Raw genomic sequence first — 15,418 nt, forward strand, 5'->3', positions numbered from 1 at the left:
TGGGACATAAGCCTTTTTATACAGCCTCAAACAAAAAATTCCTTAAGATCAAATCTCAAGGAATTTTTTGTTTTTATGTAGGCACGAAGTGCCTCTCAATGTTATTCTATAAGCGACAAAACTCTAGAAAGAAAAGGAGGACACTGTCGTGTATCAAAATTATAACAATAATCAGTTGTGTTTATCAATCCCTTTGGAGATCAATATCTCATCAAATCATGTTGCCGTTGCCATTAGTCATTTTGTTGATTCGATCCCCGATAAATTAATTTACGAAAAGGCCATGACTTCTGGCCGCCCGGCTTATAATCCAGCAATGCTTTTAAAAGTCATCTTATTTGCCTATACCAGACAAAACTTTTCTGGCCGTAAGATAGAGGCTATGGCTCAAGAGAATATTCCGACTAAATGGTTGATCGGTGATCCAGATACCGTTCCTAGTTACCGTACCATCAATAGATTTCGTTCTTCCGACCAGATGAAGCGGTTGGTAGAGGCAATGTTCTTGAGCTTTCGGCAATTATTAAAAGCCCAAGGCTTGATCGATGATAGTGCATTATTCATCGATGGTACGAAACTACTTGCTGATGCCAACAAGTATACCTTCGTCTGGCGCAAGGCCTCCGAAAGGTTTGAAGGACAACTAGATAAAAAAATTGCTGGCCTTTATCAGGAACTCGTTCAAAATAAAGTTGATCTGGCAATGTCAGATGAAGCGCCAAAGACAGACTCAAAAACACTTGAAAAAACGTCCGAGCAGTTGACTAACGAAATCGAACGGTTAGATCAAGTGATTGCGACAGAGCCGATTATTCCCGGCGGTTCACCTAACAAACGCCTACGGCGAAAGTTCAAACATGACCGTCATTTAATCGACAGTGACTACCTACCTAGAAAACGTAAATATGAGTCTAACAATGCAATTTTTGGTGATCGAAATAGTTTTCTAAGACTGATCCGAATGCAACTTTTATGCGCATGAAAGAAGATGCAATGCAAAATGGTCAGTTGAAGCCAGGTTATAATCTTCAGATCGCGACTCAAAATCAGTTTGCACTATACTACGATATCAACCAACGACCAGCTGATCAAAGAACGCTGATCCCATTTTACAATCTATGGATTTCCAAACAACACCAATAAAATATATTGTGGCAGATGCGGGCTACGGTAGTGAACAGAATTATAACTACATTGAAAACAAACTGACTGCACAAGCTCTGATCCCTTACGGGATGTTCGAAAAAGAGCAGACTCGATCCTATCGACGTGATGCAAGTAAAATAATGAACTGGAACTATGATCCGATCAAAGATTACTATACTGACGAGCATGGCATCAAATTCCACTTTATTAGAGAAGGTCACCGCAAAGACAAGGGTGGTTTCGTGCGAAACCTTCGAACCTATCGTGCTCTAGATTATGACGACCGGAGGGTTATTTCTATGCTCATACACCTGGAGGTAACCTGCGTCAGATCAACATCAATCCCAATTGGGAACACCATAAACAACAGATGCGTGAAAGACTAAAAGATAATGATGAAACAAAAGCAATTTATGCCTTGAGAAAAATCGAAGATGAACCATTCTTCGGAAATCTGAAGGCTAATTTGAAGTACCTACGAACCTCGGTTCGTGGGATTGAAAAGGTTACTACTGAAGCAGGAATTGCAATTATGGCAGCTAATCTGCTGAAACTGACCCTCAAAGTCAATGTTATTTTTAGAAAATCAATCGTTAAAAAAATAATCGTGGTTTTCAGATTCAATATCAGTCTGAAAACCACGATTATTTTATTTTGCGTGGCTTATGTCCCAGCCACTTGTTTACAGGCTAAATTCAAGTTTAGTTGACGATGTATTTAGGCTGCTTGTTCTGGGCAATAGCAATTGTATTATCGGCTACAATAGCAGCCATAGCATCTCGAGCCTCGATGGTGGCGTTGCCAATATGTGGTTCTAAAACTACATTTGGTAGGTGCTTTAATTCAGGTTCAACGTCAGGTTCATGCTCGTAAACATCAAGGGCGGCACCGGCAATTTCTTTAGCCTTAATCGCTTGGGCTAAGGCTTTTTCATCAACGATTGGCCCCCGAGCAGCGTTGATAAAAAAACTGCTGGATTTCATTTGTTTAAATGTTGCCGCATTAATCAGGTGTTTGGTAGCTGGAACTAGAGGGACGTGAATCGTGACATAATCTGCCGTTTGAATGAGATTATCAAAATCAGTATAAGTAGCGCCTAATTCTTTTTCTAACTCTGGCGCTAGAGGCTGCCGTTGGTAATATAAGATATGCATACCGAAACCACGCATCCTTTTAGCGACCCCTTGACCAATTTGCCCCATGCCGATAATCCCTAGAGTTTTACCACTGACTTGATGGCCCAAGAAAAATAACGGTGCCCAACCATCAAACCCTTGTGTCTGCATAAGCTGATCACCAGCTACGATTCGTCGTGAAACTGCTAGAATCAGCCCAACAGTCAGTTCAGCCGTCGAATCCGTAGAAACAAAAGGTGTGTTCGTCACAGCAATATTTTTTGTTCGAGCATAGGCGGCATCAATATTGTTAAAACCGGCACCATAGTTAGCGATGAGTTTTAATTTTGGTGCCGCATCGATGATTTCTTGGTCGACCTGAGTGGACAGTGCGGTGATCAAGACATCGATATCGGTAACGGCCGTTCTTAATGCGGCCTTTTGAATCAAACCAGAACCGGCATATACTTGGACATCGATTCCAGCATGCGTTAAAGTATTATAAGCCTTGTCGGGTATTTTAGCTGCAATAAATACTTTTGTCATAGTATTGCTCCTTCCAAATATATTGTTATAATACGATACTAAATCAAATTTAGACCAGAATAGACGATCCTGCAATCAAGGTGGCTCGAAATGTATCTTTTTTCTAAAAAATCTAATTTTTCTTATAAAAAACTAGAAGTTTCGTAAGATAGGGATGTGCTATGATAGAAGTTAATAAGTTCGAAGGAGAAATGGAGGCTTAGCAATGGGTTTTTGTCCTAACTGTGGGGCACCAATTGAACCAACACAAAACTTTTGCCAGAATTGTGGGTACCCACTAAGTGCTAAAGCAAGAAAAATGGTTATGGGTGTAACCCAAAAAATGTTATTAATGGCGCCCCAAACCGATAACAATGACGTACCAAACACAGATGAAAATGGCATTTTGAGTCGTCATTATGAACCAAACACCAATAGAAGTAATCGTCAAAATCAATCGCGGATCGACCCAGCCAATGATCCTTATTTACAAGGTAATGATGTTCAACAGCCCTTTGATCAGACCAGTTCAACGGTTGGCAGTCGGGTCAATGGCTATCAAGCTTCACCAGATTACAGTCAAGAAAATACACGTCCAGAGACTAATGGGCAACAACAGGCGGCTGCACCGGGCACATTAAATAATTATATGACGCGGTCGGCTTACGAGCAGGTGACTGGTGGGCAGCAAGATGCGCCTGCAGGACGCGGGTCGGCTGTGACACCGCCAGAAAATGACAACTATGGATCAGATAGTAATTATGGGGCTTATCAAACGCCGCAGTCTGCTTATAATAATGGCTTAGATAACAATAATCAAAATACCATGACAGCTGCTGATAGCTATGCCCAGACAGGTGATATGGGACGTTCCAGTTATAGTTATAATGATCCAGCTGGTGTAAGTACCAGTTATCAACCATATGATAGTTCTAACACCCAGTCTACTAGCGCAGCCTATGGTTCCGATCAGACCACAGCTTATCAAAATAATTACGACATGAATACGAATTCAGGGGCAGGTACAATGGCTGCAAATCCGAGTGATCAAGGCTATTATGGTACAAATAGTTATGCATCGAATTCAGCTGACACTAACGATATGAGTTACGGTCGTCGCGGTCAAAGCTCAGCTCAGGAAGCTGATGACTATGCTGACGATTACCAAGATGATTATGAGCAAGATGATGAAAATTTAACCTTTTTTCAAAAGATTAAAGTGACCGATTACATTACGGCAGTTTTATCGATTGTTTTGATCGTTACTAATTTTGTTGGTAGTTTCATTACCAGCACCCCCTTAGGTAAAGGAACGACTTTGATTGGTCAAATGAAACTCGGTGGTACTAGCTTTGCAACGATGATGTATCTGATGATTGCCTTACTTATTATTGGACCGCTGCTGATGCTTGTCTTTAGTATTTGGAAAGTAGGCATTGCCCATATTCTTAAGTTAGTTGCCGCAGTTATTTCGATTTTGGCTTACATTGCTGTCTTTGGAATTATGATCACACAAGGCTTAGTCGCAGCTAGTGGGTTGCAAAACTTCCAGTTTGGTATCTCAGCAATAATTGCTATTGTTATTCTAGTGGCTAACTTTATCTTGGCTGTTGTGGACTTTGTGCGCTATTAGAGTTATTTAATTTAAGTTATGATGAAACTTAGTCGCTTAAGCCGTTGCCATGTATCAAAGTAAATAGATAGTTACCTGGAGTCAGCCCTGTCTTATTAGGTAGGGGCTGATTTTTTTGTGCTGTTATTTAATTAGAAATTGACAGCATAATCCTTTGTTTTTTGAGCCAATTGGGTTATCATTTAAATTGTAATAATTATTAAGTAATGGAGGTTTTCATAGATGAAAGTTATTGTTGTTGGTTCTTCTCATGGTGGTTATGAAGCAGTTCGCCAGTTATTAATGGATCATCCGGATGCAGAGATCCAATGGTATGAAAAGGGCGACTTTCTATCATTTCTTTCCTGTGGGATGCAACTTTATCTTGAAGGGGTGGTCAAGGATGTCAATACAGTCCGTTACGCTACCCCTGAAGGCATGCGTGCCGAGGGTGTACATGTCTTTGTACAACAAGAAATTACTAAGATCGATGCTGCCAATCATAAAGTCACCGTTGAAAATCATGGAGATCACTCAACGCGAGAAGAAAGCTATGACAAGTTGATTTTAAGTGCCGGGGCTGTACCTGCTGCACTGCCAGTTCCAGGTAAGGACCTTGAAAACATCTATGCTATGCGCGGACGTGATTGGGCCATTAAATTAAAGGCCAAAACAGTTGACCCTAATGTGAAAAACGTGGTCGTTATTGGTTCTGGTTACATAGGTATTGAAGCTGCCGAGATTTTTGCCAAAGCTGGTATGAAAGTTACGATCATTGATTTATTACCACGTTTGTTAAGTGTTTATCTCGATGAAGAATTTACCGATATCTTAACGAAAGAAATGGCTGATCATGGGATCTACGCTGCGACAGGTCAAACCGTTCAATCCTTTGAGGGTGAAGCTGGTAAAGTTACTAAAGTGGTGACTGATCAAGGAGAATATCCGGCAGATCTTGTAGTCGAAGCAGCAGGTATTAAACCAAATACAGCTTGGCTTAAAGATTTACTTGATTTGGACGAAACTGGTCGTATTAAAGTTGACGACTATATGCAAACAAGTCAAAAAGATATCTTTGCTGTTGGTGATGCAGTTATGGCTAAGTTCTCAGCAACGGGTAAAGAAGCACCAATTGCTTTGGCAACTGTTGCGCGGCGGCAAGGTCGGTTTGCAGCAATGAATATCGACAAGCCAACGCACAAATTCCCAGGCGTTACTGGTTCTTCCGCTTTAACGGTTTTTGATTACAAATTTGCTTCAACTGGTGTTAAGCAAGGGACATCGCAAAAATTTGGGGTTGACGTTAAGTCTGTCTTTGTCACAGATTCGAAACGTCCAGCCTTTGTACCAGAAAAGCTGAACCCAACGGTTTACTTCAAATTGACCTATGATCCAAAGACACGTCGGGTAATGGGGGCTCAGATTATGTCTAAGGGTGATGTCACGGCTAATATCAATGCTATTTCGCTGGCAATTCAAGCTAAATTAACCATTGACGATTTAGCTTACGCGGACTTCTTCTTCCAACCTGGTTTTGATCGGCCTTGGAATATTATGAATGTTGCCGCTCAAAAAGCAGTTCGTAACGAAAAATAATAATTTAAGTTAAAAGAAATGTGGTAATTGCAGTTGCTATTTTGAACTGTAATTGCTACATTTTTTTCATTTATGAGCCATTTCTTAGGCAATGGTCTAAGAAAAGTTACAATATGACATAATAATTATAAATAAACTAGTTAAAGACACAAGTTAATTGTATAATGAATTTATCTATTCTATTTTGCTAATGTTCGTTAAGGAGAGTCACTATGGGGATTTTTAAACGCAATAGTCATAAAGCACCCACGATCGCCAGTGCGATGGTTAATGGCGTCGAAAGTCAAACCGCATCTGTCGCTGCATCAGATACAGATGAAAATGAGGTGGAGAAAATCAAAGTTAAGAAACAGGCACCAAAAAAGATCATTCCTGAAGGCAAGTTGGCTTCAGAAGTTAAGTCGATCCAAATTGAGAAGCCTGAAAACGTCGCACCTTATGATTCTGTGAGTGTGGCTGAAAAGACGGCTTTAGATATTGCTAATTTAAAAACAAAGATGCATGATCTATCCACTGAATATGATCAATTGCGGGACAACTTGAAAGTTAAAATGTTTCAACAAAAAGGTCTATTTGCTGACGAATTGGCAAAGGCTAAACATTCGTTACAACATTTAGAAAGTCAATTGGATCAATTAAATGCACAAGCTGCTGAATTACAAGCCAAAGATGATCATGACTTATTACAGCAGCAAGCTGAGGTTAATAAGGCAATTCCTGAGATCAAAAAGGGGATCAACCAGGTTGAACGTCAATTGAGTCAGGCTAATCAACAATTAACAGCAAATCAAAAAAATCAAACCACGATTCAACAACAATTAGACGAAAGCAAAGCAGCAGCACAAAAGCTATCTGACACCATTAAAAATGAATCTGATTTGGTTAAGATGATGGCGCTAGTTGAAGAAAACAAAAAACAAGCCTTAACATTAGTGGCAGAGCAAAAAGAATATACTGAAAAACAGGCAACTTTAGATAAAGAATCGCAAACAATCAAGGCACAACTTGAACAGCTGCAAACACAGCTTAATGACGACCAAACCGAATTAACTGCGAAACAGCGGGCTGTTAAAGAGATTGAATCTCAGATTGAAAATGCACGCCGTCAGCGGGCTCAGAAACAGGCCGCTTTAGCAACTCAACAAAATAACTTGAAGCAGCAAATGGATGTCGTTTCAATGAAGATTTCGGGCTATCAGTCTAATCTAGAGAGTATGCAAAAACAGATCAAGGCAGCTTTCGGGACTTCTTATTTTATTCAAGATGTCCAATTTGATCAGAGTGCTGATTTTTTTGTCATGCTGAGTCAACCTTTAGCTGAAGCTAGTCAAACTGATGTCGATCTATTAAATTATTTACAAAATCAAGTGGAAAAACCTTTGACGTTAGTTTCATTAACTTATGATCCGCAATTAAAAGATCATTTGATGAGTTGGGCGAAACAAAAACAACTCACGGTACCCAAAGTAATCAATATTTTTACCGAGATTCAAGCCAGTGCCGAAAACACAGCACCAGTTATTACGATCCATGAGAGTGATAATTTACAAGGGGAATGGTCTAAGGATCACCGCTTTAAGGAATACCATGATATTGACGGTCAATTGAAAATGGTTGCTGCCTTTGGAAATGGTGAACAAATGCAGGCCATTCGTTATTATGAAAATGGTAAATTAAACAAAATGATCACCTTAAATGATCAGGGTCAGTTATCACGCAGTGAACAATATAATGATGATGGACAAGTCACGGTTGCAGAATATTATCGTGTCGATGGTACTTTAGCGCTGAAGTGCTGGCATCATGAAGCAAACGCTGTTACGGTGGAAGTTTATGATAATAACGAATTGAAAACACAATCATTTGCTTCTGAAGCTGATTTTGATTACTGGTGGTTATCAAGTTACTTGGGCTTACAAAGTAATATTATTTTGGTTGGTATGGATAACGATATCACTTATCGTAAGTTGATCAGCGAACAGAGTATTCCGGCATTACCTTATTTGGTAAATGTTAAAAAAAATCTCAGTCAATTAAAGGCCATGCTGCACGGAAAGCATCCTTGGCTGCAAATGTTGGTTAGTTCCAGAACGGAGCGTAGTTTGTTAGAGGGTATCATCGATCGGGATATTAACATTTCTTGTGTTAGTACCCAGCAAGACTACGCCTTACCAAAAAGTTTGGGTGCTGAACAAGTAGGAACGGATGCTTAATGTTAATATTCATAAAAATCACTGCAATCATTTCACTGATCGTAGTGATTTCTTGTCTGCTGGTTCCGTTGATTTTATTATGTCTACGTGTTTCTAAACCTAAGCCAGCGGCAACTAAGCTGGCTGCTTATCAATTATATCTATTAGTACCGATGCACAATGAAGCCCCGATTGCTGAGCAAACCTTAGCTCGATTTTTGAAGCAGAATCCAGCCGATGCCCAATATCAATATGCGATTCATTGGGTCATTATTGAGGATGGTAGTGAAGATACGACACCGGACCAGTTATTGCCCTATGATAAACACCATCCTAATGTCACTGTGATTTATCGCCATTTAGATGCTGGCAATGGCAAAGGCAGTGCTTTGAATACGGGTTTAGAATATGTATACAAGAAAGTAGCACCAGTTGATTTGGAACAGACAGTTATTGGTGTGCTGGATGCAGATGCTTACATCGCACAGGCAGATTTAAATCAAATCATTAATATTTTCGCAGCTGATGCAACACTTAGTATGTTGCAAACTGGCATTGGTATTTATAATTTAAATCATTGGCTGTCTTTGCTGCAAGATTTTGAATTTCAAATTGAGAATACATTATTGCAAAATATGCGTGGTCACTTAGGCAATGTTGCCGGTTCAGGTAATGGTCAATTTTTCCGTTTGTCTGCTTTACCACGGCATTTTGTCTGGGGTGCAACCCTGTTAGAAGATTTTGAAATTAGTACAAAGCTATTGCTTCGGGGCTTAAAAACAGCCTATGCCTATGATATCAAAGTATATCAAGAAGCCACGATTACCTGGCAAACTTTTTTACGACAACGGGCACGTTGGGCTCAAGGCGGACTTCAATGTCTGCAAAAGTTTTATCAGGCTATTAAAACGAATTCGAACTTGAGTGTGTTGGCAAAAGTTGAAATGCTTTTATTTATGTTGACCCCAATAATTTGTATTGTTGCGGCGGTGCTAGGGGTAATTGTTTTTGGAACCCAGTTATATTATTGGATCGGTCTACATGGCTCATTCTCGTGGTTCTTATTGCTGCTATTACTGTTGATGTTTGGTGAGAATTTATTACTGAGTTCGTTTTATCAACGGCTTACGCATCATTCTTGGTGGCATATCTTGTGGGTGACGTTTACGCTGCCGATTTATGGCCTGTTTGCACCGATTATTAGTGTGATGGCTTTATATCGCTTTTTACAACATGAAAATAAGTGGGATAAAACGACGCATGGCTTGTTCTAAATGTATTGTCCAAATATATTAGACGCTAATTGTCTTTAGGGCTTATGGTTAAACAATAAGTAGGTGGGGTGGCTGAGACAAAACTAACGTTTTGTTTTCAGCCACTTGTTAATTACGAATATTTATTGCTTAAACGTGTTCCAAAAGGCAACGCCCTCACTCAACGACGAATGACTCAAATGGAAAGGCCACCATTTCTCGTAATTCTTGTTGGTGCTCAGGCGCTGGGCGCCTTTTGTCTCACTCTCATCCATTTATTTGCGAATAATTAAATGTTAAACGTGTTCTAAAACGCAAAAATTTTTTCTCATAATAAAAATGAAAACGATTACTTGAAAAAGTTGCTTTAATAGTCTTTGTATCTAAATAAGAAGCAATAGGCTAAGAAAATTGGTCCAATAATGAGAAATAATTGTCATTGGAAATAATTTTTTATCAAAACTTAATGCAAAAAGTTTATCAGTGTGATAATATTTAATCGTTGAGAAATTATTATTAGTCACTCAAGTGATTATCATCACAATTATTGCCGGCATCAATTGTGATAGAAATTGGAGGTAACAAGAAATGCAAATTGTCATTGGAGTTTTAGTTCTACTCGCTGTGATTGCAGTGATGACGTTGTTTACATTCAAAGCACCAAATGGTAAAAAAGCAATTAGCGCTCTATCAGGTGCTGCTTGTGCAACTTTTCTACCACAAGCTTTTCTAAGTTATGCCGTGGGTGATGTTTTCCATATTCAATTCATTAAGCAGATCGGTGACATTATGGGATCATTGGGCGGCTTGGCAGCTGGGACTTTAGTACCGCTAGCTTTTGGGATCAGCCCAGTTTTTGCAGTCCTCGTTGGTGTCTCTTTGCTCAAAGTTAAACTTTTACCTGCTTTCTTAGCAGCATATGTGGTATCCTTTGTTTTGAAGCAGATTGAAAAGCGTGTTCCCGAAGGCTTAGATCTGATTGCCGTTGTCTTGATCGGACCGGCACTGGTAAATGGTGTTGCCGCTTTGATCTCACCAGCAGTTTTACAAATTCTACATATTATCGGTAATGCAATCACTAGTGCAGAACAGGCTAATCCAATGTTAATGGCGGCAGTTTTAGGTGCAATTATTCCATTGGTTGGTATGACGCCATTGTCTTCAATGGTATTGACCAGCTTGATTGGTTTGACTGGTGTACCAATGGCTATTGGGGCATTGGGATGTACCGGTAATTCCTTCTTAAACTTTAGTTTATTCCGACGTTTGAAATTTGGTGGTCGATCAACTACCGTTGCAGTAACGATTGAACCATTAACTCAGATTGATATTATTTCTGCGAATCCAGTCCCCATCTTTGCTACGAATGCGGTTGCTGGTGCAATTAATGGTATGATAATAGCAGCATTTGGCTTAGTGATCAACGTAACCGGGATGGCAACACCATGGGCTGGATTAATCGTTGCCTTTGGTTTTAACCCAGCACTGAAAGTGGCCACGGCGGTCATATTGATTTTAGTCAATAGTACAATTTGGGCTTATGTTGGTGGCTTTGTCTTTAAAAACTTTAAAATTCATACAGTTCAAGAAATTCGTGGCACAACAACTGAAGTAGAACCTGTTGCGGCACAAGCAAACGCCTAATAGATTATTAATATAAAATGGGGTGAAAATAATGTCAGGAAATTACAAGAGTGTTTTTGATATCATTGGTCCGGTTATGATTGGGCCTTCTAGTTCACATACAGCTGGTGCTGTCGCCATTGGTCGCGCCGCTAATCGGATCTTTGGTGATGTGCCAACTAAAATTATTGTTCATTATTATGAATCCTTTGCCCAAACACATAAGGGTCACGGCACAGATTATGCGATCATCAGCGGCATCATGGGATTTGAACCGGATGATGCGCGTGTACCTAATGCACTGCAGATTGCTAAAGACAGTGGTATTGAAGTGCAGTTTATTGAAGAAGCAGGGGATAGTCCCATTGGGCATCCCAATACGGCAATTGTCGAATTAAGTAAAGCTGATCGTGAAATTACCGTAGCTGGTTGTTCTATCGGCGGTGGCACAATCGAGATCAGAGATATCAAAATGGATGGTTTCCACATTAAACCCAAAGGCCCCTTGCCGATATTACTGGTTCAAAGTGATGCTTCTAACAAAAACTTGATTCAAGAAAAATTAGCTAAAATCAATACGATTAATTACCATGCAGAGTACGATGCACCAGGTAAAGGTATGTTATATGAATATGATCTTGAGAATCGGTTGAAAGAACAAGATCTAAGTACATTGTCACAGAAGCACACTAAGATGGTCTACTTATAGGAGGCAAACGTCATGTATGAAAGTATTAAGGCACTCGTTGATGCTTCAATGTCCACAGACACACCAATTTCTGAATTAATGATCCAACAAGAAATGACTAAAAATAATGTCAGCCGTGAAGAAGTTTGGCAACAGATGGCCCGTAATTTAGAAGTTATGGAGGCTGCTGTCAAACGTGGTGTTGAGGGTGACGGGGTCTTTTCAAAGACAGGCTTAACTGGCGGCGAAGCGGTGTTACTGAAAAAGTATCGTGAAAAAGGCCATACGTTATCAGGTGATACGATGGTTGAAGCCGTACAAAATGCCATTGCCACTAATGAGGTCAATGCAGCGATGGGCGTTGTTTGTGCCACACCAACAGCAGGGTCAACGGGAACGTTACCAGGCGTGTTGTTCGTTATTCGTGACCGATTAAATCTGTCCCGTGAACAAATGATCAACTTTTTATTTACTGCGGGTGCTTTTGGTATGATTATTGCTAATAATGCGATGATTGCTGGCGCCACGGGTGGTTGTCAGGCTGAAGTTGGGAGTGCTTCAGCGATGGCTGCCGCCGCTGCAGTAGAAGCTGCCGGTGGTAATGCAGAGCAAAGTGCGGAAGCTTTAGCTATGGCGATGAGTAATTTATTAGGTTTGGTTTGTGATCCAGTTGCCGGTTTGGTGGAATTACCTTGTGTGAAACGTAATGCTATTGGTGCAGGAAATGCGTTGATTGCTGCAGATATGGCGCTTGCCGGATGTACGAATAAGATTCCAGCAGATGAAGTTGTTTCCGCAATGAAAGAAGTAGGGCAAGGCTTACCAAAAGCACTTCGGGAAACTGGTATCGGTGGTTTAGCCGGCACACCAACTGGCGTTAAGATGAAAGTTTCAATCTTTGGTAAATCCGTTCCAGTAAGCTGATTTGTTTCGGTATATTTAAAATGATAAAATTCTATTAAAAAGGAGGGGACCCAATGGACGTCAAAACATTTATTAGAAGTTATATTCCTATGGTTGATTTCATTGCCGAAATCCTAGGAAAAAATAGTGAAGTCGTCTTAAATGATCTGACGAATTTAGATCATTCCATTATTGCTATTCGCAACAACCATATCTCTCACCGCCAAGTTGGTGATCCTGCATCTGATTTGGCGCTCAGAACGGTTAAAGCCGGTCGTAAAGAACAACGGGATTTTATCGCCAATTACCGTGGCGTGTCTGATAATCAGGTGACATTGCGGTCCTCCACCTATTTTCTTCGCTTTGAAGGTAAAATTGTGGCGATGATCTGTATCAATACAGATGACTCTTGTTTCGATCAGTTACAGTCAAGTTTGGATCGCGTATTGAACGCTTATCGACCTAGTGAGGCAGAATTGCGTGATCTGGATACGACACCAGAAACAATTCAAAAGACGGCCACAAGCCATAATTACGAATATGAGCATTTAACCACGTCCTCTGAAAACTATGCGAAGCAGATTGTTGACGCCTACCTTCAGGAGAAAGGGCTGCAGCTGGCTTATATGAAACGAACGGATAAAATTGAATGTGTTCGGCGCTTATATGAACAAGGTTTCTTCCAATTAAAAGATAGCGTGGTAGATACGGCTAAGGCCTTGAGTGCTTCAGAACCAAGTGTGTATCGGTATTTACAAACTGTAAAAACGGATCATGAGGATATTAGTGCACCAGATTTAACGGAACATCGGAAAAATGCGTAATAAAAAAAGTTGGGTATAGGCCCAACTTTTTTTATTATATAGATTTGAATGAAATTATAATTTATCAGTTACAGGATGCGATAAGTCACCAATTTTTGCTAAACTTTTATTCCGGCCAAATTCATAAACAAAGTAAAAGAAATAGCCAACGATCCATTGAGATAATACAAACAGCCACTGCGTCTCATGCCAAGGCCGATGAGCCAGTGTCAAAATAGTTACCAGGCTGACATATAATATTGGCACAATGGCAGCAGTTCCTTTAGAGGCTTGTTTATACCCCAAAATATATTGCAATGTCAAAATAATTGGAATGCCAACTAAAACTGCAGCGGTCAACATCAACTGTCCTAAGTTTGCCATTTTGCCACCTCCATAATTATATGAGAACTTTATGAACTTGATTTAATCTTATCTAGGTTTGTTAGTTTTGTCAATCTGTTGGTACTAAAGGATTTGTTGAAAAAATTTTATCATATAGATATTAAATTATTAGACTGATTAAAATTTATCTAATTTGAGTATTGCCTCGTTAGTATTCAGGTGCTGAACGCCTTTTGTCGCACTTTCCACAAAAAAATACGGTCAAATGTTTGGATAACATTTGACCGTATCATGAGTCAGAGGACTGTGAGTCTGAAGACATTTCCATCACTCCAATAATTAAATTAAGCACCAATCGCTAAGAGTTGATTCAATTTATTTTGATCCATCCCGAGCTCATTCATAACAAGTAACGTGCGTTTCAAATCTTGATATTGCGCTTCGGTATATAAGCGATCATCCATTTCGACATCATAGTGGTCGCAAATTGTGTATAACTCTTGTTTAAGGCGATGCTGCAATTCATCTTTGGTCATGGTGTGGTCACCTCCTTAATCTTTGTATTCTTAGTGTAACACAAAAGATTAGAAGACTCACATAATTATTGCTGATTAATATGAAATATCTTCCAAAACCGGATTTGTACTGCCAGCTGGTTCAACGACGCGATCGTTAAAGAGAAAGTTATTGATGATATAGAGTACTTTCGGGTCATCGTGCATGACAGAATGTTCACCCGAAGTACCATGAACTTCAATTTCATGGTATATAGAAGCAGTATCTCGTAATAAGTAATTAATAGAGCGCGCCGAATTCACAGTAATGTACTTATCGGTATTAAACCCAGTGTCCGTGTTACCATAAATATTTAATACTTTAGCATCCCTAGGAAATTCATTTTTGTGAAAGAACCAGTACAAGTAATGCATATTCATTAGCATTGGCCGACCGCTGAGCGTCAACTGGTTAATATTGGGAATATCGCCCAATGCAATGACGCCATTGAATGGGCCAGCAACTAAAATGACCTTATTAAGTGTTGGAAACATAGGATCATCATGATTTTCCAATAGGCAGTTTAATAAAGCAGTCGCCCCAACCGAATGACCAACGGCATTAAATTTCTTGAAGCCATAACGCTTTTTTAATGTTGGTAAAACTAGCTCTAGCCAGCGTGAATGCATGCGCATACTAGCAATATTTTCTTCAAAGATAATTTGAATGATCGGATTTTCATTAGTTGTCCAAGTACCTTGATAACGAATTCGACCACGCCAATCAACGATAACGCGAAGAAAATCTTGTTGATTGGTATAGTCGATCGCAGCTTCGACCATTTTTTCAGTCGTATTTAAGCCGCCACGGAAGCCGTGAACAAAGATCGTCGGAATTTGTATCGGATGATTCAGTGGTATTTTAGGTTCAACCTGGGATAAATCAAGATGTTGCGCAATTCTTTTGGGCAAAAAGCTAAAAATCAAGGCACCAATAATTGCAAAAAATGCGGTAATCCGCCCCCAAAAACCGTTCATTTGCGTTGTTTGGCGAATAGATTGTTCTGCCGATTTCAAACTTTCACCACTTCCTTCCATAACGATACTCCATAATACTATAGCA

General features: G+C 39.8%; 15 protein-coding genes. 11 read left to right on the forward strand and 4 right to left on the reverse strand.

All coding sequences use genetic code 11. The features are described from left to right. Positions 1-148 precede the first annotated feature (148 nt). The 3 genes from ACNAN0_RS02890 (at position 149) to ACNAN0_RS02900 (ending at position 1,855) form a co-directional block, all read left to right on the forward strand. Complete coding sequence (locus ACNAN0_RS02890; RefSeq protein ID WP_416353806.1) at positions 149-982, forward strand: transposase; 834 nt, start codon at positions 149-151, stop codon at positions 980-982. Next, positions 979-1,143 (forward strand): hypothetical protein, encoded by a 165-nt coding sequence (locus ACNAN0_RS02895; RefSeq protein ID WP_416353807.1) that lies wholly within the window; start codon positions 979-981, stop codon positions 1,141-1,143. The genes ACNAN0_RS02890 and ACNAN0_RS02895 overlap by 4 nt, the downstream gene beginning before the upstream one ends. A gap of 340 nt (positions 1,144-1,483) precedes the next feature. Then, positions 1,484-1,855 (forward strand): transposase, encoded by a 372-nt coding sequence (locus ACNAN0_RS02900; RefSeq protein WP_416354165.1) that lies wholly within the window; start codon positions 1,484-1,486, stop codon positions 1,853-1,855. Here ACNAN0_RS02900 and ACNAN0_RS02905 read toward each other — a convergent pair. Next, entirely contained in the window at positions 1,848-2,807 is a 960-nt protein-coding gene (locus ACNAN0_RS02905; protein WP_416353808.1) for a 2-hydroxyacid dehydrogenase family protein, read from the reverse strand. The genes ACNAN0_RS02900 and ACNAN0_RS02905 overlap by 8 nt on opposite strands. A gap of 205 nt (positions 2,808-3,012) precedes the next feature. Here ACNAN0_RS02905 and ACNAN0_RS02910 point away from each other — a divergent pair, with 205 nt between their 5' ends. The 8 genes from ACNAN0_RS02910 (at position 3,013) to ACNAN0_RS02945 (ending at position 13,477) form a co-directional block, all read left to right on the forward strand. After that, positions 3,013-4,419, forward strand: coding sequence for a zinc-ribbon domain-containing protein (locus ACNAN0_RS02910; protein WP_416353809.1), 1,407 nt, complete (start codon positions 3,013-3,015; stop codon positions 4,417-4,419). Positions 4,420-4,641: 222 nt separating this feature from the next. Beyond that, the gene (locus ACNAN0_RS02915) at positions 4,642-5,994 is read left to right on the forward strand and encodes an FAD-dependent oxidoreductase (RefSeq protein ID WP_416353810.1); all 1,353 of its coding nucleotides are present in this window, start codon (positions 4,642-4,644) and stop codon (positions 5,992-5,994) included. A 212-nt stretch (positions 5,995-6,206) separates the two neighbouring features. Beyond that, positions 6,207-8,207 (forward strand): hypothetical protein, encoded by a 2,001-nt coding sequence (locus tag ACNAN0_RS02920; protein WP_416353811.1) that lies wholly within the window; start codon positions 6,207-6,209, stop codon positions 8,205-8,207. Beyond that, positions 8,207-9,460, forward strand: a complete 1,254-nt coding sequence (locus ACNAN0_RS02925; RefSeq protein ID WP_416353812.1) for a glycosyltransferase family 2 protein — start codon at positions 8,207-8,209, stop codon at positions 9,458-9,460. Before ACNAN0_RS02920 ends, ACNAN0_RS02925 begins: the two co-directional genes overlap by 1 nt. A gap of 567 nt (positions 9,461-10,027) precedes the next feature. Further along, entirely contained in the window at positions 10,028-11,083 is a 1,056-nt protein-coding gene (locus ACNAN0_RS02930; RefSeq protein WP_416353813.1) for a PTS sugar transporter subunit IIC, read from the forward strand. 31 nt (positions 11,084-11,114) lie between these two features. Continuing rightward, positions 11,115-11,771 carry an L-serine ammonia-lyase, iron-sulfur-dependent subunit beta gene (gene sdaAB / locus ACNAN0_RS02935; protein ID WP_416353814.1) on the forward strand — a complete coding sequence of 219 codons (657 nt, stop codon included), beginning with the start codon at positions 11,115-11,117 and terminating at the stop codon, positions 11,769-11,771. Between the two features lie 12 nt (positions 11,772-11,783). Beyond that, complete coding sequence (sdaAA, locus tag ACNAN0_RS02940; RefSeq protein WP_416353815.1) at positions 11,784-12,674, forward strand: L-serine ammonia-lyase, iron-sulfur-dependent, subunit alpha; 891 nt, start codon at positions 11,784-11,786, stop codon at positions 12,672-12,674. 53 nt (positions 12,675-12,727) lie between these two features. Next, the gene (locus ACNAN0_RS02945) at positions 12,728-13,477 is read left to right on the forward strand and encodes a helix-turn-helix transcriptional regulator (RefSeq protein ID WP_230912774.1); all 750 of its coding nucleotides are present in this window, start codon (positions 12,728-12,730) and stop codon (positions 13,475-13,477) included. 54 nt (positions 13,478-13,531) lie between these two features. On the opposite strand, the gene ACNAN0_RS02950 is transcribed toward ACNAN0_RS02945, so the two are convergent. The 3 genes from ACNAN0_RS02950 to ACNAN0_RS02960 all read right to left on the reverse strand — a co-directional run bounded on the left by ACNAN0_RS02950 (position 13,532) and on the right by ACNAN0_RS02960 (position 15,393). Then, positions 13,532-13,840, reverse strand: a complete 309-nt coding sequence (locus tag ACNAN0_RS02950; RefSeq protein ID WP_230912773.1) for a hypothetical protein — start codon at positions 13,838-13,840, stop codon at positions 13,532-13,534. 305 nt (positions 13,841-14,145) lie between these two features. Next, positions 14,146-14,337: a hypothetical protein gene (locus ACNAN0_RS02955; RefSeq protein WP_230912772.1), complete on the reverse strand. Its 192-nt coding sequence runs from the start codon at positions 14,335-14,337 to the stop codon at positions 14,146-14,148. A 75-nt stretch (positions 14,338-14,412) separates the two neighbouring features. Next, a complete protein-coding gene (locus ACNAN0_RS02960; protein ID WP_230912771.1) occupies positions 14,413-15,393 on the reverse strand; it encodes an alpha/beta hydrolase in 981 nt (326 codons plus the stop codon). Positions 15,394-15,418: the final 25 nt, after the last annotated feature.

Source organism: Agrilactobacillus fermenti, assembly GCF_047943045.1.
GTDB lineage: Bacteria > Bacillota > Bacilli > Lactobacillales > Lactobacillaceae > Agrilactobacillus > Agrilactobacillus fermenti.